Origin of the sequence: Paenibacillus taichungensis (assembly GCF_013359905.1) — a bacterium.
GTDB classification, from domain to species: domain Bacteria; phylum Bacillota; class Bacilli; order Paenibacillales; family Paenibacillaceae; genus Paenibacillus; species Paenibacillus taichungensis.
Genome location: NZ_JABMCC010000112.1, coordinates 42,711 through 64,627, shown reverse-complemented (window position 1 = coordinate 64,627; position 21,917 = coordinate 42,711). Strand labels below are relative to the sequence as shown.

Here is a 21,917-nt window from a genome sequence, read left to right as displayed (position 1 = left end):
TCAACTTAGAGGAGCGTTCGATATGAGACATTCAAAGAGCATGTACTGGAAACTAAGCGCCTATTTCTTCTTTTTCTTTTTTACATGGTCAGCAAGTTATTCATTGTTCTCCATCTGGCTGGGGCAAGAAATCAGTCTGAATGGTGCTGAGACTGGCATTATCTTTACTGTAAACGCTATCTTTGCATTATGTATGCAACCGCTTTATGGCTATATTTCTGATAAGATCGGATTGAAAAAGCATATTTTATTTCTAATCAGCGGTTTGCTCTTACTTGTTGGTCCATTCTATATCTTTATCTACGGACCTTTACTCCAATACAATGTATTTCTTGGCGCAGTGGTAGGTGGACTATACTTGGGTGTTTCGTTCTTGGCTGGGATTGGAGCTATTGAATCGTATGTAGAGAAAGTCAGCCGTAAATATGACTTTGAATATGGTAAATCTCGGATGTGGGGCTCGCTTGGTTGGGCGGCAGCAACATTCTTTGCTGGTCAGTTCTTTAATATCAACCCTAACATTAACTTCTGGATTGCATCTGTATCTGCTATCGTTCTGTTCATCATCATGATGACAATCAAGGTGGAGATGACAGAATCCGAGATGGAACGGGCTGAATCTATTAACTTTAAGCAAGTTGGTAGTTTGTTTGCGAATAAGCATTTTTGGTTCTTCATTTTATATGTGCTAGGTGTTACGTGTATATACAATGTGTATGACCAGCAATTCCCGATTTACTTCTCATCGACATTCTCGAGCACTGCATTAGGCAATCAAGTATACGGTTACTTAAATTCTTTCCAAGTGTTCCTGGAAGCAGGCATGATGTTCTTAGCACCGTTTATCGTAAACAAAACTGGAGCTAAGAAGGGCCTGATATTGGCAGGATTCTTAATGGCATTCCGTATTATGGGCTCCGGCCTCGTTATCGGACCTTACGGTATATCCGCTATGAAATTGATTCATGCACTGGAACTGCCCATTATGCTAATCTCCGTATTCAAATACTTGGCTGCTAATTTTGACACGCGTCTGTCATCGATCTTGTATCTGGTTGGTTTCCAGTTTACGAGTCAGGTAGGAGCTTCAATCTTTTCACCCATCGCCGGTACGCTTTATGACATCAGAGGTTTCTCGAATACTTACGTGCTTATGGGTATATTCGTATTTGCCTTTACAACAATCTCAATCTTTACCTTAAAGAGGGATCCGAAAAACTTGAATAAGCTGGATCCTAAACCTAACTCGCATATTGAACCAGCATAGGAGGAAAACATGATGAACACTTATCACAACAATACGAAGCAAGCTGAGGAAGCTTTGAAACAGGCAGAAGGAAAAATGAACAAGCGTTATCGCTTGGGGTATCATATTATGGCACCTGCAAACTGGATTAACGATCCAAATGGATTAATTCAGTATAAAGGCGAATATCACGCTTTCTATCAACATCATCCGTATGATGAGAACTGGGGACCCATGCATTGGGGTCACGTCAAAAGTAAAGATCTTGTGCATTGGGAGCATTGTCCGATTGCATTAGCTCCAGGAGATGCGTGTGATCTGGATGGCTGCTTCTCAGGTAGCGCAGTAGATAATAACGGCGAACTGACATTGATCTATACTGGACATCATTACATTGATCAACCGAACAATATTTTCTTCCAAAATCAAAACGTGGCAGTAAGCACAGACGGCATTCATTTCACAAAATTAAAACAAAATCCCGTGATTGCTGAGCCTCCGGCTGATAGCTCCCAGCATTTCCGTGATCCGAAGGTATGGAAGCACGAGGATACATGGTATATGATCCTGGGTAACAGTACGAAAGAAGAAGAACCACGTGTAATTCTGTATACATCTGCGAATCTTAGAACTTGGACCTATCATGGTGTGTTTTTGCAGGGAGACAAGGATATGGGATTCATGTGGGAGTGCCCGGATTTCTTTGAACTAGGCGGCAAGCATGTATTTATGTTCTCTCCTCAAGGTATTGATGCGCAAGGAGATCAGTACAATAACTTATTTCAGACGGGGTACTATGTTGGGGAATATGATTATGAAAAAAATGAATACAAGCATGGAGAGTTTATTGAGCTTGATCATGGTCATGATTTCTACGCGGTTCAAACTTTCTTAGATGATCAAGGTCGCCGGATTGCGATTGGCTGGATGGATATGTGGGAAGCCGATATGCCAACAAAAGCAGACGGTTGGTGCGGTGCACTCACCATCCCACGTGTGCTTACATTGGGTGAGAATGACAAAGTTCTGATGAATCCGGTAGACGAAATGAAGCTGCTTCGCCAAAGTGAACATGTTGTGTATCAGGATCATGTGATTTATGGAAGCTCCTTGACAGAAGTTGAAGCGGATCTGCTTGAAGTGAAAGTCGTGTTTGACCTGACGAAGACAAGTGCGGATCTGGTGGGCTTGAAGCTTCGCGGTACAGGTCATGAGGAAACGGTGATCACTTATTCCATTCCGGATCAGAAGCTTATACTTGATTGTTCCAAATCAGGCAAGAAGACGGATGGCGTTCGTCGTGCAGGCTTAAATGCTGAGGGACAGCTGACATTACATGTATTTCTGGATCGTTCATCCATTGAAATGTTCGCTAATGAAGGGCAAGCTACGATGACAAGTCGTATCTATCCGAGTGGGAAGCTCTCAGGTATTGAACTTATCACTGAGGGTGGAAAGACTCAAGTAAATGGGTTGACATATTGGAAGCTGAACGATATTTGGCAAGCTGAATAAAGAGGAAAAAGACTGTTTTCTGAGCCATTACATGGACTCGGAAGCGGTCTTTTTTGTTGAGTAGATAAGGACACGAGGCACCCCGGTCTGAATCCTCGTTTTCCATATATCGACGTTTGTCAGCGCCGCGCCCATCTCCCTTACTCCGGTTACACCATTAGCCAGAAAGAGCGGAAAAGCATTTTTATAGTTATCTTCCAGATGGACATGCATGTCCCACAGACCTAGCCTATTTTTATTTTTAGCCTTGTCAAATTAACAAATCCTGAATAATCTAACACATACCACAAAAGAGGGGGAAGAAACATGAGCGAAGTTGGATATGGGAATGTAGGCGGACTTGGTGGAGGATACGGTGGCTTCACGTCCGTTGGTGCAATTCTGGTATTGTTTATTTTGTTGGTTATCATCTCCAAAGCTTTCTTGGTTTAATACTAGCTTATGAATTTCCGCTAGCTTTTGCTGGCGGTTTTTTGTTATATAAAAGTCCATAAAAACAATTTTAAATAGGGAACTTTGTGTCATGAGTAACTGACATAAAGTTCCCTATTATGATCCTACATTTCTCGCTTATACTACGGTGATCGTTCCATAATACATGTACATGCCACAATTGAAGTTGTACGTTCCAGGTTTCAGATCTTTTAAGGTAATGAAGTTATCTCCTTTTTCGAGATACACATCTATTCCTAAATCTTTAGACTGAACACTTCTTATACATGTATAACCTGAATGTTTTATAAAATTTATTTTTGTTGGAACGCCAGCTTTTACTTCAATATTTTCTTGACTAAAACCATCTGATTTTACATCGACGGAAACAATCTGATATTCTGAATTTTCTTGAAGAGAAGTAGCTTGCTCACTCTGTGATTCTTGTGATTTAATTGCCGATGTATCATTCGGTTGATATTGGTAAAATAACGTTGCACCTACAGCTATAATTCCAAAAGCTACAGTAAGTATACCTCCAATAAACGGCATACCAATCCCACTTTTATTTGTTTTATCGCTAGTATCCGTTTCTTGATTCGACAATTGAAGAGCAACGCTCATAATAAAAATGAATAGGATGTCAACAAATATCATCATGAGATAGGAAGGACCAATCATTACCCCGAGCATTGCTCCCATCATGCCGCCCATAATTCCTGCCAACATACCATCCAGAGTTGCCAATAAACTGATAGGTTTGCCTGTGAAGTATCCGGCTCCTAAGCCAAACAATATGGCGGCAATGGATGGGACTGTTAAATCCCGAGGAAATACAATGCCTAATTGTACACCGAGTACAAGGCTGGACATCATGCCAATGGTCATAGCGATCATCATGCCAGGCATACCTGTAAGTTTTTCTTTTCGCTTATACGTTTTAAGAACAATGAATGCTGTAAACAGTACGACCATAACTATACTTAATATCGCTAATAACACAATCTTATTCCTCCTAATATCCATACAGTAATGATGTGTAGTTATCTACTCATTGACATTACGATCAAGATCATTCATCTCATGTATTAATATATCAGAATTATCATAACGGCGTGACTATTGTCACAGACAAGTCAATGGTTTGCCGTAATAGTATGAAGAAAATTTGACATTTTGCTGCTACCCCTTTCTAAAAATAAATTTATAGTTAAAATTTTAGACTTTAAAATTTAAATTAGACATTATTTGATGCTCTTTTGATTTTAAATTTGCAAACTGCAAGTAATTTGTTTATAATGATGACCAAGAGGTGATCATGTTGTCAGATATTGAGAGTCCCAGAGAGCCACTACAAATTATGGTCCGTCGTTTCGGCTTACTGGATAAAAATTGTTGCACGGTTGGAGAGCATGAAATATCGCTGGTTCAGAGCCATATTCTATACGAAATTAACCATCAACATGAGCCGTCCATGCAACAAATTGCTGAAACGCTCGCGATGGATATCACAACCTTCAGTCGTCAAGTACAGACCCTGATTAAGAAAAATTTGGTTCAAAAAACACCACTGCCTGAGGATCGCAGAGTATACATTCTCAGTTTGACAGACGAAGGAGAATTTGTAACAACGGCTATAGATCATCGGATGAATACTCATCTGGATGAGGTTTTTTCTTTCATGACGGATACAGAAAAGGAGACCGTCATTCAATCCATTAAACTGCTCAATGAGAGCATGCTAAAATCGAAAATGTGTTGTACGCCGCTGGGGTAATGGGCTTCATTACCCCGTTACATTACTCAAACACTTGCAAAATGCAAGTATATTTAAACATACTGGAGGTACATTGATATGAAAAACGTTGAATTCAAACAAGTTGATTCTTGCTGTGCTCCCACTTTAGAGAAAAAGAAGGTTTCCCCTTTGGAATCTTTAAACCAAGGAGAGTTAACCCATTTACCTGTTGTTATCATTGGTGCAGGACCTATTGGTTTGGCTGCAGCAGCTCATCTGATTGAAGCAGGCCAATCGTTTATTATTCTTGAGGCGGGGACTAAAGTAGGTGAGAATATCTCCCAATGGGGCCATGTTCGTCTGTTCTCACCATGGCAGTATAACGTAGATAAAGCGGCTGGACGATTGTTATCCAAGAAGGGATGGATTGCCCCTGCTCCAGATGATTTACCAACAGGACATGAACTTCGGGATCTGTATTTGCTCCCGCTCGCAGAACTTCCGGAAATTCAGTCCAATCTTCATTTAAATTCTCGTGTTGTGGGGATTAGTCGCAAAAATACAGACAAAATGAAAACAGCAAGCCGAGAAAAACAACCCTTTATGATCTACGTTGAAGAAGAGGGTGAGGCTAAGCGGTATGAGGCGAGGGCTATCATTGATGCTTCAGGAACTTGGGGGCATGCTAACCCTGTACTCGCCAGCGGCGTGTTGACCCCTGGAGAACAAGCTCTTCGTAACCATATATTTTATGGCATTCCGGATGTGTTTGGAATAGATCGAGAGCGCTACACAGATAGACATATCGCAGTAGTAGGAAGCGGACACTCAGCCTTGAATACATTACTTGATCTTGCCAAGCTTCAAGAATTAAATTCCGGTATGACACTGACCTGGATCATGAGAAAAGATCACGTGGAAGAAGCATATGGCGGAGAAGCGAGTGATCAGCTCGAAGCGCGAGGAGAACTGGGACGTCGTATTCATGAACTGGTGGATTCCGGGAAAATTACTGTTGTTACACCCTTCTATATTCAGGAACTGAAGCAGGAAGGGAAGCAGATTACCATAAGCGGAGAGCAACATGGCGAGTTACACGTGGTAGCACATATTGATGAGATCATCGTGAATGCCGGAAGTCGGCCAGACTTATCCTTCCTTAGGGAGCTACGGCTGAGTATCGACCCAACCACAGAAAGTGTGGCAACCCTTGCTCCGTTAATTGATCCGAATGTTCATAGTTGCGGCACTGTTCGTCCTCATGGGGAGAAGGAACTGCGTCATATGGAACAAGGATTGTATATTGTTGGGATGAAAAGTTATGGACGTGCGCCAACCTTCCTGATGGCTACCGGATATGAACAAGTTCGTTCGGTGGTAGCTTTTCTGGCAGGTGACCTGGATGCAGCTGCAAAAGTAGAACTGGATCTACCTGAAACGGGTGTGTGCAGTCTGAATCGTTCAAAAGTACAGGTAGCCGAGCAAACAAGTGATTGTAGTTCATCTTGTTCCAATTAATATAGAATAGGTCTGATTAACCTGAAAGTGTTGGTTTAACTGTAAACCAATACTTTCAGGTTCACTTGGAATTTAAAATTGACAATAACACTTTTGCATTATAATATAAGCATGTGCTTATATAGAGAGAAGGAGGTAAGTGATATGGATTCTATTCAAGAAGCATCGGAAAAGTTGAAATTGCTGGGGGATAAGACTCGTCTGACGATACTTACACTCCTACAAGAACGTGAATGGTGTGTGTGTGAGTTTGTAGACATTCTGGACATGTCACAACCTGGGGTCAGTCAGCATTTGCGCAAGTTAAAGGATCAAGGTTTGGTTAAAGAGAATAAACGTGGACAATGGGTATACTACTCTTTGAATGTAGAGGATAAACCTTATATTAAATCTGTGTTGGAATTTATGCCAGATTCTGCAGCCATTCTTAAGTCTTTAAATAAAGAGAACATTTCATCCGTATGTAATTAATTTTTGAGCAATATATAAGTATATTGTTATATGATTATGCGAATGGAACTAATTTGATCGGAGGCGTATATGTTTGTTTTCTACTTTTCTTGCTTGCATCATCTTTTTGATCACGTTAGTGCTCGTCATCTGGCAGCCTAAAAACCTGTCCATAGGGTGGTCTGCTTGCGGCGGAGCCATTCTGGCGTTACTTGTAGGCGTAGTTCATTTCCAGGATGTATGGGATGTTACGCAAATGGTATGGAACGCCACGCTTGCTTTTGTGGCCATTATTATCATCTCATTGATTTTGGATCGTATCGGTTTCTTCGAATGGGCAGCTTTACATATGGCCAAGGCAGCTCATGGCAGAGGGGTTCGGATGTTTGTATATGTCTCCATCTTAGGAGCTGTAGTTTCTGCTTTCTTTGCCAATGACGGGGGAGCACTGATTCTGACCCCAATTGTTCTGGCTATGGTCCGCGCACTGAATTTTGATGAGAAAAAAGTGTTTCCCTTCATTATTGCCAGCGGATTTATTGCGGATACAACTTCATTACCACTGGTTGTAAGTAACCTGGTAAACATCGTATCTGCCGATTTCTTCGGTATTACGTTCATGGAGTATGTAGGCAGAATGTTTATTCCGAATCTGTTTTCACTGGCTGCAAGTATCGGTGTATTGTATCTCTTTTTCAGGAAAAGCATTCCCAAACGGTTTGATGCCAGTGAACTGAAAGCACCTGTAACAGTGATCAAAGATCTGAAGATGTTCCGGTTGTCATGGATTGTACTTGGTATCCTGCTCGTCGGTTACTTTGGCAGTGAATTTGTTGGTGTGCCTGTATCTATTGTGGCAGGAGTCGTGGCTATATTCTTCCTGATTATGGCTTCTCGAAGCTCTGCTGTACCGACTAAAGTAGTCGTTAAGGAAGCGCCTTGGGCAATCGTATTCTTCTCTATTGGTATGTATGTCGTGGTCTATGGCTTGCGTAACGTGGGTCTGACGGATCTGCTGGCCGTAGCCATCCAGGCCGTTGCAGATCAAGGATTGTTTGTCGCAACGGTTGGTATGGGCTTTATTGCTGCGATCATTTCATCTCTGATGAACAATATGCCTACGGTTTTAATTGACGCACTCGCCATTGATGCAACAACGGCTACGGGAACCGTTCGGGAGGCATTGATCTACGCCAATATTATTGGTTCCGATCTAGGTCCCAAGATTACACCGATTGGTTCACTGGCAACACTGCTCTGGCTTCATGTGCTCAGCACCAAAGGCGTCAAGATTTCATGGGGCACCTACTTTAAGACAGGTATCATTATCACAGTTCCGACTTTACTCATTACGCTAGTGGGTCTATATCTGTGGTTAAGCATTCTATAAATTCAAACAACAAGGAGAAGATGATGAACATGAGCAAAAAAATACTTTATTTCCTATGCACAGGCAATTCGTGTCGGAGCCAAATGGCTGAAGGTTGGGCTAAGAAGTACCTGAGTGAGGACTGGAACATTTATAGCGCAGGAATCGAAGCACACGGTTTGAATCCAAAAGCTGTGGAAGCGATGAACGAAGTAGGTATTGATATTTCGAGCCAAACTTCGGACATCATTGACTCCGAGCTACTGAACAGTGCAGATTTCGTCGTCACATTATGCGGGGATGCGGCAGATAAATGTCCAATGACCCCTCCACAAGTGAAGCGAGAACACTGGGGATTCGATGATCCCGCGAAAGCGCAAGGTACAGAAGAAGAGAAATGGGCTGTATTCCAAAGGGTTCGTGACCAGATTGGGGAACGGATACAGACATTTGCTGAAACTGGAAAATAACACGAAAAGCCGGGAGTAACTTTTCCCGGCTTTTCGTGTTTGAAAGGAATATTTGAAATGAAAATAATATGGATTTACTCAATATGCGAATCACATAACGGATATTCTACGGAGAAAAGTTAAGGTTTATGTCATATTTCTAATGATTGTTCGGTTTTTCTTCCTCTTTCTCGGTATGATATAAAGTGTTCCATCCTCACCATATTCCGCGTAAGCTATATCTTTAATATTGTCATATCCCTGCTTTTGCATCTCGATTCTTACCTTATCCGTATCCATTTCCTTTCCTTTCATCGACATCTTCAGCAATTCCCCTTTATCAATCACTGTAATAGCAAAACTATCGGAAGGTGTTTCGAGTCCCAAATCTTGGGCAGATGGTGGTTCATATTCAGGTTTGCGAAGGACGGACAGAGACCCATCTATTTCTAAAACGGCATGTTTGACCTCTTGAAGCGAAAAAACACTCTGCTTTCGAAGCATGGAGAGTAATTGTTTATACTCAATATCATATTTCTTGAGCAAGCTCTGATTTACCTCTCCATTATCAATTAAAAGAGCAACCCGTCCTTCTGCTACATAGCCGAATTTTACAAATCGGGTGGTTACTTTCTCAAAAAGGTAAGAGAGGGCACTCCAGACTGCCAATGCATATATAAGTTGAGATATGTTTACCTGATCATCGTAAAGCGTATTTCCTACAATTTCACTGAGTACTAAGGAAGATAGGAAGTCTAGTGGTGTAAGTTGGCTGAGCGTTTTTCTACCAGTTATAAAAGTGATGGCCCATAGCCCAAAAAAGCTAATTACTAGCTTGATAGTTAATTCCATAAACATAATTACCTAGCCTCCCAAGTGAACAGATCATTGATGAATATATACCCGGTCGATTAGATTGAAAACATACATAACATGTAAGTTTAGAGGAGAGAAAAAATGGAGCCTGCTATCTTAACGATAGTAGGCTCCATTTTTATTATATATTCTTTAATTTAGTTTCTTATTTTGGCTGCGTTCTGTTTTGATCAATTGCTTGTCATTAATTTACTGCGGGTTTTGTTTTAGTTTTACCCTGCTGATTTTTTAAAGCCTCGACAGGTTCATCTTTGACTTCCGCTCGTTTAATGAAGAAAACTAATATTAATGCGACAATATTAATGCCAAGAGCGATATAGAATGAATATTGGATTCCGGCTAATAACGCTTCTTGGGTTAATAAAGCTTTATTGGCTGCTGTCAAAGTTGTTGGATCAACACCAGTCATTAAATCTTCAGCTTTTGTTTTTGTCACCGAATTCATAATCGTAATCAGAATAGCCGTACCAATTGAACCGGACACTTGCTGAGCTGTATTGTTGACAGCTGTACCATGTGGATTTAAGCGTGTTGGTAATTGATTCAGGCCGTTAGTCATAATAGGCATCATCACCATTGCCATACCAAACATACGCAGAGTGTACACAAGGATAATATAAGTGTGAGTCGAGTCGATTTGCAGGTTTGCCAACATGTACGTTGAGATCGCTGTAATCGTAAGCCCGATTATGCCAAGAACACGTGGGCCATATTTATCAAACAGTTTACCTGTAATAGGTGACATAATCCCCATGATTATCGCACCTGGCAACATCATTAAACCTGAATCAAGTGGTGTAATACCCCTTACGTTTTGTACGTATGCCGGTGTTAAAATCATTCCGGAAAACATCGCTACTGCGTTTACAATCGCAATAACAGAGCCAAGGGCAAACATCGGATACTTGTAAACTCGTAAATCCAATAATGGTGTTTCCATTTTCAATTGACGGACAACGAAGGTGATCAGGGCAATAGCTCCGACGATTAAAGTGATTAAGACAACTTGATCTGTCCAGCCATCTGAACTTGCAGAGCTGAACCCATATAACAAACCACCAAAACCGATGGAAGATAATATGATCGAGAAATAGTCCAGTGTTGCATTTTTGTTTTGCTGCATTACATTTTTGGATTTCCAAATTCCTAACAGTAAACTAATGACGGCTAACGGTAAAATCATTTCGAAAAGTAAACGCCAGTCATAATATTCTACAATGAAACCTGATAATGTTGGCCCGATTGCCGGGGCGGTAATCATAACTAACCCGAAAATACCCATTGCTGTTCCGCGTTTTTCTCGTGGGAAACTTACCAGCATAATATTCATTAACAGTGGTCCCATTACTGAAGAGCCTGCTGCTTGAACCATTCTTCCTGTAAGCAATAAACCAAAGTTTGGGGCAACGGCTGCTATGGCTGTACCTAAAGTGAAAATGGTCATGGAAGTAATGAACAAACTTCTATTGGAGAAACGTGTTAATAAAAATGCTGACGCCGGAATTAATATACCACTGACCAGCATATAACCCGTAGACAACCACTGGATCGTGGAATAATCTTTAATGTTCAAATCCACCATGATGGATGGCAGCGCTACATTTAAGAGCGAGTTATTTAGAAATGAAACAAATGCACCGATAAAAAGAATCGCAATCATTAAATATGGTGGTTTTTTTTCGTGTAAAGCTGAATCCATATATGTCTTTTCTCCTTTTTTGACACTTCATTTAATCCCTTAGCTCGTTTAAATATATGTGTATAAATATTTCTATCTATTAAATTTTTTTAAATCCTCTTTTTAGCAATTCCATTTGCTCACCATAATTTTTTAAAGCTTCTTCATAGGTTAAATCCTTTACGAACACTTGAATCAGGTTATCAAAGGTTACAGCTATAATGATTTTTAAAATATGCTGCAATTCTCGTTCCCCTTGTATATTCAAAGTTTCCGTATTCATTAACCCAATGATAGGTAAAAGATGGTTATCCCGATTTTCTTCATAGATGTTCTTCGTAAATGTTTTTTCCGTTTTATAATTCATATTTAAAAAGGCATTTCTAAAAAAGTTTTTGTGTTCTTGATTGGTGTGATTCTGAATCATAAATTGAAATGAATCAATAAAAGCTTCGAATACATCTCCGTTTTTCTCCTTTAAAGCTGCAATAAATCGGTCACTATTTTTTTGTGAGGATTGGTTCAACAGATAATAATATAGGTCCTCTTTTTCCTCGAAGTATTGATAAAAACTTCCTCTAGAGATCCCCGCGTCTTTGATGATATTGGCAATGGATGCTTCGTGTAATGGAACTCGAGAAAATTCCCTTTTGGCACATTGAATTAACGTGTCCTGTTTATCTTTCGATAAGTGAAAAAATGTTTTTTTTGGCAAATATGATCCTCCAATCTTAATAAGTGACACCGTGTCACAATTGCTCGTTAATGAATTATATATGACACCAATGTCATACGTCAACAATAAAATGACACCGTGTCATATGTTGAAAAGGCACCCATGATGCATGGGCTCGGAATCCGACGTTTCGTATAAAAATTCAATCTGGAACTGGAAACACCGCAATAATCAGCTATTCCCACATTGAGCAGGAGTAAGAGTTAACGGCTACGAGTGGGGATTAAAGCCCGCATTTTCGTAACTAGCGTGGACGCCTACAATTCCTATTTTTTTGAAATTATGAAGGTATTTCAATAAAGTTGAAGAATACCCTATTAGAGATAGAATATAAATTTTTAAAAGGGGAATGAAATGATTAAACGGCTTACTAAGAATATACCGATATGGTTTCTTTTTGTCGGGATCGTGGTATTTATTCTACTGTGTATTAACTTTTTTGAAATGAATACTAGAATTAATATGCTTGCATTGGCAATTTTGAGTATTGCTAATACATTTCGATTGTGGAAGAGTGAACGTCAGTCAGCAATGATGTTTCTATTGCTGGGTGTTCTGTGTACGTTCTTTCTTCTCAGATCTTTAATTTTATATTGATTCCGAAGAACGTGAATCATTTATTCATGATATAAGGCCAATTACAAAAGCCGATAAACACCACAGATCTGTGTGTTTATCGGCTTTTCTTAAATGTCTTGATAGTACTGGATCTAATAGTATTTGATACGACATTCTACTGATTCTAAGTGGAAGTTAAACAGGGGAATGAAAATATTTTGACATCTCAATTTAAATATCGTAATATTACGATATAACGATTCAGGAGGGGTATTTTTGAATACAGAAGCTTTTGATAGCACTAATTTAAAACAGTTCGATGAACCTGCTAATTTACTGAAAGCTTTATCTCATCCAATTCGCCTGTGCATTGTGCGCGGGTTGATGCGAAAAAAGAAATGTAACGTTTCATACATGCAGGAGTGTCTGGACCTTCCCCAATCAACAGTGTCTCAGCATTTGCAGAAGCTGCGTAGTGCAGGTATTGTAGCGACTGAGCGCAATGGCCTTGAAGTAAATTACGTGCTTGCCGACCAACGGATTGAACAAATAATACCTATTTTGTTTGGAGAGGAAGATTGTGAATCATGAGTAAAAAAGTACTGATTGTGGGCGGAGTAGCGGGTGGTGCATCAGCAGCTGCCCGTCTGCGCCGTCTGGATGAACATGCCGAAATTATCATATTCGAAAAAGGACCCTATATATCGTTTGCCAATTGCGGCTTACCTTATTATATTGGTGGCTCGATCGAGGATCGAGAGCGTTTGCTAGTACAAACTCCCAAAGGTATGGCTGATCGCTTTAATATTGATGTACGTACTCGAAGTGAGATCATCGCTATTGATCCGCATACTCGTACAGTTCAGGTACAAAGCCAGGAGCGCGGTCAATATGAAGAAAGCTATGACGAATTAATTTTGTCACCGGGTGCCAAGCCAATCATTCCCGATCTGCCGGGTACGGATAATCCACTGATTTATACAGTGCGCAGCATTCCAGATATTGATCGGATCAAGAAGCAAATAAATTCATATAACAACGCATCATCAATTGTTATTGGTGGAGGATTTATTGGTGTTGAAATGGCAGAAAATTTGAAGGAAGCCGGATTGGATGTAACGTTAGTAGAGGGCAATGGTCAGCTGCTCACTCCATTTGATGCTGAACTGGCCGCAGCATTGGCACAGGAAATGGAGCAAAATGGGGTAAAGCTGCTGTTTTCCCAACGTGTTCAGGGCTTTCAGGAACTTGAGCAGGGAATTGGTGTTGAGCTTGCAGATGGTCGTATTCTGACAGCTGACCTGGTTATTCTTGCGATAGGAGTAACTCCAGATACAGCTTTTCTGAGAAATAGCGGAGTTTCCCTAGGAACACGTGGACATATTATGGTCAACGAAGCACTCGAAAGCAGTGTGCCACATATTTATGCTGTTGGCGATGCAATCGAAGTAACTGAAACCATTCATGGCACAAAGACAGCTATTCCGCTTGCTGGACCTGCCAACAAACAGGGACGCATTGTTGCAGATCGAATTGCTGGACTAAGTTCCATCTACAAAGGAACACAAGGGACAGCCATTATTAAAGTGTTTGGAATGACCGGGGCAGCTACAGGCAGTAATGAGAAAACACTAAAACGTCTCGGCATCGAATATCGAACTATAATCGTGCATCCTGCATCTCATGCATCGTATTATCCGGGTTCCAGCGCGATTACTCTTAAACTGCTGTTTACACCGACAGGTAAAATTTTAGGCGCACAAGCAGTTGGTTATGACGGTGTGGATAAACGGATTGATGACATTGCTGTAGCCATTCATTTTGGGGGCCACATCAGTGATCTGACAGAGCTCGAGTTGAGTTACGCGCCACCGTATTCTTCTGCGAAAGATCCAGTTAATATGGCTGGTTATGCAGCTGAAAATATTACGGCTGGACGTGTTGAAACGTTCACCTATGATCAGCTATCTGAACGCCAGCTGGAGCAATCGATATTGTTGGATGTACGCAGTGAGCTGGAGCATCGCAATGGGAATATTCCGGACTCCATAAATATTTCAGTGGATGAGCTTCGTCAGCGGTTAGATGAATTAGACCCAACCAAAGATATTTGGGTATACTGCCAGGTTGGTTTACGAGGATATACAGCTTCGCAGATTTTGCGTCAGCATGGCTTTGATGTGAAAAATCTGAGCGGAGGTTATAAGACATACCGCCAAGCACAATTTCAGCCTGCTCCAATTCCTATCAGAAACGATGAAAATAATGACGGGCAGGATCAGAACAATAATCCGATACATGCTGTAAAGGAAACAGAGCGCTCCACTCCAATCTCTGCAGAGCCACAACGTATCGATAATGAGTTGAACGTGTGCGGTTTAAGTTGTCCCGGTCCGCTGATACAACTCAAGCAGAAAATGGATCAACTATCGAATGGAGAGACCCTGCGGGTGAAAGCTTCCGATCCAGGATTTTATGAAGATGTGAAAGCATGGACAACGATGTCTGGTTCCTCACTTCTACACTTGGAACGATCCAAAGGCGGTACTATTGAAGCGGTAATTGCCAAGAATACTGCGCAGACCGCATCTTCAGCTATGGAAACTCCTAAAGAGGAGCCTGCGAGCACGATGGTTGTCTTCAGTGGTGATCTAGATAAAGCGATTGCTTCTCTGATTATTGCAAATGGGGCAGCAGCAAGTGGACGTAAAGTAACCATGTTCTTCACTTTCTGGGGATTAAATATTATTCGTAAGCATCAGCCACAGCCTGTATCCAAAACAATGATCGGCCGCATGTTTGACATGATGTTACCGCGCGGCAGCCACAAGCTTGGCATGTCCAAAATGAATATGCTCGGAGTTGGACCAAAGATTATCCGCGGCGTTATGAAGAATAACAATGTTGCTTCTTTGGAAGAACTGATGCAGACCGCAACTGAGCAGGGAGTTGAGTTTGTCGCTTGCCAGATGTCCATGGATTTAATGGGGATTCAGCGTGAAGAATTAATGGATTCGGTTAACATCGGTGGAGTGGGTTACTATCTGGGGCAGGCAGCTCATGCAAATCATAATCTGTTTATATAAATCGGTTTGTTAGTAAACCATTCAGCTGTTCAGTCACATGTGTTATCTTAAAAAGCAAAAGTCCCTTCATTGCTGAAGGGGCTTAGTTTCATTTATTACAATGTCCATTCGATGAAACGTAGTTGGCTATTTATGCGGACTCAGTCCCGCCAGTATCTACTTCACTTTTAGGTTCCATCAACATGATATGACATTCCTTTTCGGCGGAGGGTTTGATCTCGAGTCCCTTCGGGACAATAAACATCTCATCCTTGGAAATCCTCACCTGACCATCACGAAAATCAATGATCATCTCACCCTCAATCACGAAGAATAACTTATCGGTTTCGGGATGAACATGCCATTCATAATCCCCGTCAATTTTAACGATCTTAAATTCATGGTCATTCAATTCACCAATTAGTTGGGGTGACCAATTATCTTTTATTTTAGATAGTTCTTCGCTTAGTTTAATCGCTTGATAATGGATAGTAAGCCCTCCTTATTTTTCACCTTCGATATAATGCTGTATACGCAACTCAAGCCATGATGATGTTTTTCTTGGTCTCCCATAAGTATACTGATTTAATTTTGGCTTTAAAATGGATGCCTGTTGAAGTTAACATGGATTATTGATGAACTTTTGTCGATATTCAGTAGGAGAAAAGCCAAATTGTTTCTTGAACACTTTACTGAAATAAAAGGGGTCAGCAATTCCAACCGTTTGTGCAATTTGCTGTACGGGCACATCACTTGTAAATAGCATATTTTGCGCCCTGTTGAGACGGTGTTTTAATAGATATTCTGCCGGTCCCATGCCTGCATGTTTTCTGAATATGTAAGAAAGTCGATTTCGATTAACGTTATATTGTTCTGCGAGTGATGTTATGGTAAGGCCATGATAGTAGTATTCATGAATATAATTAGATACCCGTTCGAATAAAGCCTGTGATTCACTACTCATTTGTCTATTTGCCACACTTATTAAGGCTTCGTTCAGCACATCGCGAAAAAGCATTTCAGTCTGAAACATTGAAATGCCGCCACCCTGATTGTACACATGCCAAAGCTGCATAATTAGTTCGATAAGACGAGGGGATTGTCCCGTTGATAATTCAAAATGCTGATGGGAAAAGCTTGACTCTTCTAATTCTGAGCTGCATATCCGGTATAAAACAAGGATATATTCCCAATTGGAGTTATCAAACGTTTTTTCATCCAATTTCATTTTTGCCCCACCATGCACCACTTTTCCTGGCGAAAGGATATAAGGCGTATCATTAAATTGAAATTGTATCTTTCCTGTAAGGGGAAATACAAATCCAGGAAAGGAATCGGTATAGTCAGCGTGAGTCACTCCTGGATTTGTAGCATATCGATATATTCCCTCTACTTGAAAAGGAATATGTGCAAAATGTTGTGCTAACTGATTCACGTCTATTTTCACGTTGTGTACCTCATTTCGATAGTATCTCACTTCACATTATTGATAACAATTCTCATTGTCAACCTGTTTAAACAATAGTTTGATTAAGCTAACGAGCAGGTGAATTTTTCTTTGTGGATAGATGGTATATGTTAATCTTTAGTAAGATAATGACTAATAGAAAATATAAAGGGAGATCGATGTTGAAACTTTAGCTTATGCGAACTATAGCTAAATAAAATGAAGAAGGCAGACGATCAAACGTGATCGTCTGCCTTCTTTGGGTTCAACGTTCTAATTACATGAAATTCAAAAGTTTTGTCTTTAGGAAAAGACTTATCTTAATAATTTTCTCCCCGATAATAGCGCTCCAGTTTATGGTCCAAATGAACGAGCTGCGCTTTTTTCTCCTCAATATCTTCCAGCAACTTTTGCCTTTGATCTTGAATCAGTTTGGTTCTTTCCGGCAAGGTTGAGGTTCCTTCATTTACTTTGTCATAATACGTTTTGATATCCTCCACACTCATCCCGGTTTCGCGAAGACATTTGATAAAAACCAGCCAGTTCAGATCATCTTCGGAGTAAAGACGGTTATTCTGCTCACTTCGCGCAGCAGGCGTCAACAGTCCCTTTCTTTCGTAAAAGCGTATCGCGCCAATATTGATACCGACTTTTTTCGCTACTTCTCCAATCGTTAACATGCTAACCCTCATTTATCGAAATTTATGGTTGACCTACACTAAGTGTAGCATAGTAACTTATACATTGTTAATGAAATCAAATTAGAGAAAAGAGGATTCACATGAAGAAGACCGCTTTTGTAACTGGAGCAAATAAAGGTATCGGATTCGAAATTGTTAAGCAATTAGGTCAAGCCGGCTGGAAAGTCCTCCTTGGTTCACGTAGCGCTGAACGGGGCGAAGCGGCTGTTTCCGAGTTAACTTCCGAGGGGTTAGACATAGAATTTGTGCAAATCGACATGAGTGACTTGAAAAGTATCGAACGGGCAGCTACTACAATTACTAAGGATTATCCGGACTTAACACTTTTGATCAATAATGCGGGTATGCCGGGTGCTTTCTCGGGTTCATTTACGGATACCAAAGAGGAGAATCTGAGGAACGCTTTTGAAGTCAACTTTTTTGGAACCTTTCGTCTGAACCAGCGTTTGTTCCCGTTAATCAAAGATAATGAAGGCACAATCGTTAATGTATCGACCGACATGGCTTCTCTGGATCATATGCAAAATGCTGGATTTGCTTTAAATGCTTTCGATTATAACTCATCCAAAACGGCCAACAATGCTATGACTGTTTCGATGGCTTATGAACTTAAAAGCAGCAGGGCTCAAGTATTTGCGGTAACGCCTGGATTCACATCAACAGACCTTAACGGAAATGCTGAAGGCGGTAAATCAAAAGAGGCAGCTGCTGCGATTATCGTGGGTTATGCGACAGATGGCAAACATCATAACGGCGAATTCTTGAATGAGCAAGGTGTGTACGCCTGGTAATCCACATCTTCAAAACAATGGTATCCAAATGTATTTTGGTTAGAGTAACATTCAACGGCTAATCAAGGAGTGAAATGGCGCGAGTTAATTTGGAAGGACAAGAACTAAGTGTTAGAATGCTTTGTCATTATGTTGTGGTAAAGCTATATACTTGTTAAGTAACAGACATATTAAGCCGGGGCACCCGCTTAGTATGTCTGTTTTTCCGTAATCCTCCAGCTAATTCTTGTTATTTGTAAGCTAATGTTTTATATTGACATAAGAGTAGGTCAAAAATAAAAGAGGTGAGCCGACGAGATGACTCCACGCACGAAAGAACAAAACGAAGAGATCCGGCTGCGGCGTCTGGCGCAAATCCGTAAAGCTGCTGCCGATGTGTTTTTGAATAAAGGGTCTTTACTCGAAATCAGAGATGTGGCCATTGAGGCGGGACTCGGATATGGCACGGTATACCATTATTACAGCAATAAAGGCGATTTACTCCATGATCTGCTGTGGGACGCTTTGGAGCGGGTCGGGGGAGCACCAGTAGCCCCGCACACTTCGACTTCGGGGGAGGAGCCAGCGAATAGGCCCCTCGCCTTTGCTTCTGCGGTAGATACTAGGAACTTAGCTGTCGCGGATTTCCAAAGCGGAAGCCACGAAACGACCGCTTCCGCAGAACTTGGCCCCGTCGCGGCGGCCAGCGTGCGGTTGCTGCAGCTCTGGGCGGAGGACCACGCCCTATACCTGCTGTATAAGCTGGCTCTTGAGGGCTTTACCTCGCTACCTGAAGCACGCTCGACCAAGCTCACGGCTGCTTTTCAGGATGAGGTGCTCGCTCCGTTTGCTGCGCTTATGGACACCGAGCATGCGGCGGACGAGGATGCCGCTTCCGGCGGAAATGTGGCGGAGCAGCCCTATCGGCTGCAGCGCGCGGAAATGCTGCTGGCTGCCTTGGTTGGCTGCGCCTCGCTATCGATGCGTCGCGAAAAGCTGTACGAAGAGGCAAGGGATATCGTCCGGTTCTTAAAATTATAGGATGCCTAAGGAGTGAATAAACACAAGATGATCATTATAAAATCACCTAAGGAAATTGAAGAAATGAAGCCGGCGAGCCAAATCGTTGCGGACTGCTACCGCGAGGTGACCAAACTAATCGAGCCCGGCATTACCACGCTAGAAATCAATGATTTTGTTGCCAGGCACATCACTAAGCTGGGTGGCAAGCAGTTTACGAAAGGCTATAATGGTTTCCCCGCCGAAACTTGCATTTCGATCAACGATGTGGTGGCCCACGGCATTCCTTCGAAACGGGTAATCATGGACGGAGACTTGCTAAAACTCGACATCGTCGTGGAATACGGGGGATGGTTCGGCGATTCGTGTGTGAGCTATGCGGTAGGCAATATTCGGCCGGAAGTGCAAAAATTAATGAAGGTGACAAAGGAATGCTTGGATCTGGGAATTGCTCGGGCTATACCCGGAGGCCGGCTCGGCGACATAACCTCGGCGATTCAAAAGCATGCGGAAGCGCATGGGTACTCGGTGGTACGTGATCTGTTGGCACACGGGATCGGGCGGAGCCTGCATGAGGAACCGACCTATGAGCATATCGGCGTAGCCGGCAAAGGCATTCGATTAAAAGAAGGCATGGTGTTTACGATTGAACCGATGATCAACGAAGGAACGTTCCGTATCACGATCGACGACGATCAGTGGACGGCGAGAACGGCCGACGGCAAGTTGTCGGCACAATATGAGCATACGATCGCAATCACGTCGAATGGACCGCTGATTTTAACGGCTCAGTAATAGTAAATTTACGAAACTAAGAAAACCGCGTTGTTATGCGGTTTTTTTATTATGACTTGGGTATCATGTCCAGGATAGCGCAATTGTTAAGTGTTAATATCATTAGTAATATAGAAGAATACTAGCCATACTTAATACTTAAGTTACATGGGGATTTCTTACAAGGAGGCAACTTGCAATGCATTATGACGTAATTGTAATAGGAGCAGGATCAATGGGGATGGCGGCGGGTTATTTTTTATCCAAGAGTGGGAAGAGTACAGTATTAATCGATTCCTTTAACCCGCCCCATAACAAAGGCAGTCATCACGGAGAGACAAGAATTATTCGACATGCGTATGGTGAAGGTGAAAATTATGTTCCGTTAGCGCTCAAGGCTCAAGAATTATGGAATGACTTAGAGAAAGTGTCGGGAAAACAATTATTTCTCCCTACCGGGGTTATAAACGTGGGTTATGAGAAAACAGATTTTATCCAAAATATTATTTCAAGCTCAAAAACCTATTCATTGCCACTGGAGATTTTAGATTCCATTGAAGTAAATAAGCGCTGGCCTGGCATCAATTTACCGAACAATTACATTGGTTGCTACGAACCAACCTCTGGAGTGCTGAAATGTGAGGAATGCATTGAAGCATATCGAGAACTCGCAGAGCAAAACGGAGCTACCATCATAACCAATAGTAAAGTAATAGAAATCATGGTTCATGATGATAAAAGAGTTACCATCAAGACCGAAGATCATACTTTTAGTGCTAATGCGTTAGTAGTTTCAGCAGGGGCCTGGTCAGGAAGTCTCCTTTCCATGTTGGATCTAAATCTTCCTCTTAATCCTATTAGAAAAACATTTGCCTGGTTTGATACTAAAGATGATTTATATGATCATAAGGAGTTTCCAGCCTTTTCGTTTGAAACATCTCACGGGCATTATTATGGTTTCCCAAGCATCGATGGTTCCGGATTAAAATTAGGCCGACATGATGGAGGAGATACAATCGATCCAGATGAAGCCATCCTGGGATTTGGTGAACTAGAGGAAGACACGACAGATTTAAAACAATTTTTACAACACTATATGCCCTTTGCACAAGAATTGAAGTTCGGTAAAACGTGTATGTATACAATGACTCCTGACGAAGATTTCATTATCGATACACATCCTAACTATCCTAACGTTGCCATTGCATCAGGTTTCTCAGGACATGGCTTTAAATTCAGTAGTGTAGTTGGACAGATTTTAAGTGATTTGATTATATCAGGGAAAACGGAACATAATATTTCTCCATTTTCAATTAATCGATTTTAAGAATCCATTCAAGAGAAAATTTATGTGCTGCCACTCGCATGCAGTCCGAAAACAATCTAGCGATAAAAAGATAAAAAGACCGGTCTTCTTTTAATAGAAGCTCGGTCTTTTTTGCATTTACAGAATATTAACACGATGCAGATACGGATCTGATTTTTTCCGCGTAACATAAGTATTAGATGTGGGAACGGTCCCACATTAAGCAAAACGTTCATAACGTAAGTCATGAAGATAACGGATTAATGAAA

22 protein-coding genes are annotated in these 21,917 nt (G+C 41.4%); 14 read left to right on the top strand and 8 right to left on the bottom strand.

Features of this window, described 5'->3' with window-relative positions; translation table 11 throughout:
• Positions 1–22 precede the first annotated feature (22 nt).
• Together HP548_RS16370 and HP548_RS16365 are read left to right on the top strand one after the other, a co-directional pair.
• Positions 23–1,267, top strand: coding sequence for an MFS transporter (locus HP548_RS16370; protein WP_175382252.1), 1,245 nt, complete (start codon positions 23–25; stop codon positions 1,265–1,267).
• 12 nt (positions 1,268–1,279) lie between these two features.
• On the top strand, positions 1,280–2,761 hold the full coding sequence (locus HP548_RS16365; RefSeq protein ID WP_175382251.1) for a glycoside hydrolase family 32 protein: 1,482 nt from the start codon (positions 1,280–1,282) through the stop codon (positions 2,759–2,761).
• Between the two features lie 27 nt (positions 2,762–2,788).
• Here the strand turns inward: HP548_RS16365 and HP548_RS16360 are convergent, their stop codons facing one another.
• Positions 2,789–2,974, bottom strand: coding sequence for a hypothetical protein (locus HP548_RS16360; RefSeq protein ID WP_175382250.1), 186 nt, complete (start codon positions 2,972–2,974; stop codon positions 2,789–2,791).
• Between the two features lie 93 nt (positions 2,975–3,067).
• Between HP548_RS16360 and HP548_RS33100 the strand changes: the two genes are divergently transcribed.
• Entirely contained in the window at positions 3,068–3,193 is a 126-nt protein-coding gene (locus HP548_RS33100; RefSeq protein WP_063562644.1) for a hypothetical protein, read from the top strand.
• A gap of 138 nt (positions 3,194–3,331) precedes the next feature.
• On the opposite strand, the gene HP548_RS33935 is transcribed toward HP548_RS33100, so the two are convergent.
• Entirely contained in the window at positions 3,332–4,195 is an 864-nt protein-coding gene (locus tag HP548_RS33935) for a cupredoxin domain-containing protein (RefSeq protein WP_343054857.1), read from the bottom strand.
• 328 nt (positions 4,196–4,523) lie between these two features.
• On the opposite strand from HP548_RS33935, the gene HP548_RS16350 reads away from it, so the two are divergent.
• The 5 genes from HP548_RS16350 (at position 4,524) to arsC (ending at position 8,738) form a co-directional block, all read left to right on the top strand.
• Positions 4,524–4,970, top strand: a complete 447-nt coding sequence (locus HP548_RS16350) for a MarR family winged helix-turn-helix transcriptional regulator (protein WP_175382492.1) — start codon at positions 4,524–4,526, stop codon at positions 4,968–4,970.
• Between the two features lie 78 nt (positions 4,971–5,048).
• Positions 5,049–6,449, top strand: a complete 1,401-nt coding sequence (locus HP548_RS16345) for an NAD(P)-binding domain-containing protein (protein WP_175382249.1) — start codon at positions 5,049–5,051, stop codon at positions 6,447–6,449.
• Between the two features lie 144 nt (positions 6,450–6,593).
• The gene (locus tag HP548_RS16340) at positions 6,594–6,920 is read left to right on the top strand and encodes an ArsR/SmtB family transcription factor (protein ID WP_099856047.1); all 327 of its coding nucleotides are present in this window, start codon (positions 6,594–6,596) and stop codon (positions 6,918–6,920) included.
• A 73-nt stretch (positions 6,921–6,993) separates the two neighbouring features.
• A complete protein-coding gene (locus tag HP548_RS16335) occupies positions 6,994–8,289 on the top strand; it encodes an arsenic transporter (RefSeq protein WP_175382248.1) in 1,296 nt (431 codons plus the stop codon).
• 29 nt (positions 8,290–8,318) lie between these two features.
• Complete coding sequence (gene arsC, locus HP548_RS16330; protein ID WP_076289370.1) at positions 8,319–8,738, top strand: arsenate reductase (thioredoxin); 420 nt, start codon at positions 8,319–8,321, stop codon at positions 8,736–8,738.
• Between the two features lie 126 nt (positions 8,739–8,864).
• Here arsC and HP548_RS16325 read toward each other — a convergent pair whose 3' ends face one another.
• The 3 genes from HP548_RS16325 to HP548_RS16315 form a co-directional block, all read right to left on the bottom strand.
• Entirely contained in the window at positions 8,865–9,575 is a 711-nt protein-coding gene (locus HP548_RS16325) for a DUF421 domain-containing protein (RefSeq protein WP_175382247.1), read from the bottom strand.
• 202 nt (positions 9,576–9,777) lie between these two features.
• Positions 9,778–11,292, bottom strand: a complete 1,515-nt coding sequence (locus HP548_RS16320) for a DHA2 family efflux MFS transporter permease subunit (RefSeq protein WP_076289289.1) — start codon at positions 11,290–11,292, stop codon at positions 9,778–9,780.
• Positions 11,293–11,371: 79 nt separating this feature from the next.
• Positions 11,372–11,986, bottom strand: a complete 615-nt coding sequence (locus HP548_RS16315) for a TetR/AcrR family transcriptional regulator (RefSeq protein WP_076289290.1) — start codon at positions 11,984–11,986, stop codon at positions 11,372–11,374.
• 855 nt (positions 11,987–12,841) lie between these two features.
• On the opposite strand from HP548_RS16315, the gene HP548_RS16310 reads away from it, so the two are divergent.
• Both HP548_RS16310 and HP548_RS16305 read left to right on the top strand, forming a co-directional pair.
• The gene (locus tag HP548_RS16310) at positions 12,842–13,156 is read left to right on the top strand and encodes an ArsR/SmtB family transcription factor (RefSeq protein ID WP_175382246.1); all 315 of its coding nucleotides are present in this window, start codon (positions 12,842–12,844) and stop codon (positions 13,154–13,156) included.
• On the top strand, positions 13,153–15,651 hold the full coding sequence (locus HP548_RS16305) for an FAD-dependent oxidoreductase (protein ID WP_175382245.1): 2,499 nt from the start codon (positions 13,153–13,155) through the stop codon (positions 15,649–15,651). The genes HP548_RS16310 and HP548_RS16305 overlap by 4 nt, the downstream gene beginning before the upstream one ends.
• 130 nt (positions 15,652–15,781) lie before the next feature.
• Here the strand turns inward: HP548_RS16305 and HP548_RS16300 are convergent, their stop codons facing one another.
• The 3 genes from HP548_RS16300 to HP548_RS16290 all read right to left on the bottom strand — a co-directional run bounded on the left by HP548_RS16300 (position 15,782) and on the right by HP548_RS16290 (position 17,757).
• A complete protein-coding gene (locus tag HP548_RS16300) occupies positions 15,782–16,120 on the bottom strand; it encodes a cupin domain-containing protein (RefSeq protein WP_175382491.1) in 339 nt (112 codons plus the stop codon).
• Positions 16,121–16,249: 129 nt separating this feature from the next.
• Complete coding sequence (locus tag HP548_RS16295; RefSeq protein ID WP_175382244.1) at positions 16,250–17,077, bottom strand: helix-turn-helix domain-containing protein; 828 nt, start codon at positions 17,075–17,077, stop codon at positions 16,250–16,252.
• A 320-nt stretch (positions 17,078–17,397) separates the two neighbouring features.
• Positions 17,398–17,757 (bottom strand): MerR family transcriptional regulator, encoded by a 360-nt coding sequence (locus HP548_RS16290; RefSeq protein ID WP_076289296.1) that lies wholly within the window; start codon positions 17,755–17,757, stop codon positions 17,398–17,400.
• Positions 17,758–17,858: 101 nt separating this feature from the next.
• On the opposite strand from HP548_RS16290, the gene HP548_RS16285 reads away from it, so the two are divergent.
• The 4 genes from HP548_RS16285 to solA all read left to right on the top strand — a co-directional run bounded on the left by HP548_RS16285 (position 17,859) and on the right by solA (position 21,669).
• Positions 17,859–18,569 carry an SDR family NAD(P)-dependent oxidoreductase gene (locus HP548_RS16285; protein ID WP_175382243.1) on the top strand — a complete coding sequence of 237 codons (711 nt, stop codon included), beginning with the start codon at positions 17,859–17,861 and terminating at the stop codon, positions 18,567–18,569.
• Positions 18,570–18,866: 297 nt separating this feature from the next.
• Complete coding sequence (locus HP548_RS16280; protein ID WP_175382242.1) at positions 18,867–19,589, top strand: TetR/AcrR family transcriptional regulator; 723 nt, start codon at positions 18,867–18,869, stop codon at positions 19,587–19,589.
• Between the two features lie 27 nt (positions 19,590–19,616).
• The gene (gene map / locus HP548_RS16275) at positions 19,617–20,363 is read left to right on the top strand and encodes a type I methionyl aminopeptidase (protein ID WP_076289299.1); all 747 of its coding nucleotides are present in this window, start codon (positions 19,617–19,619) and stop codon (positions 20,361–20,363) included.
• A gap of 178 nt (positions 20,364–20,541) precedes the next feature.
• Positions 20,542–21,669 carry an N-methyl-L-tryptophan oxidase gene (gene solA / locus HP548_RS16270; protein ID WP_076289300.1) on the top strand — a complete coding sequence of 376 codons (1,128 nt, stop codon included), beginning with the start codon at positions 20,542–20,544 and terminating at the stop codon, positions 21,667–21,669.
• Positions 21,670–21,917: the final 248 nt, after the last annotated feature.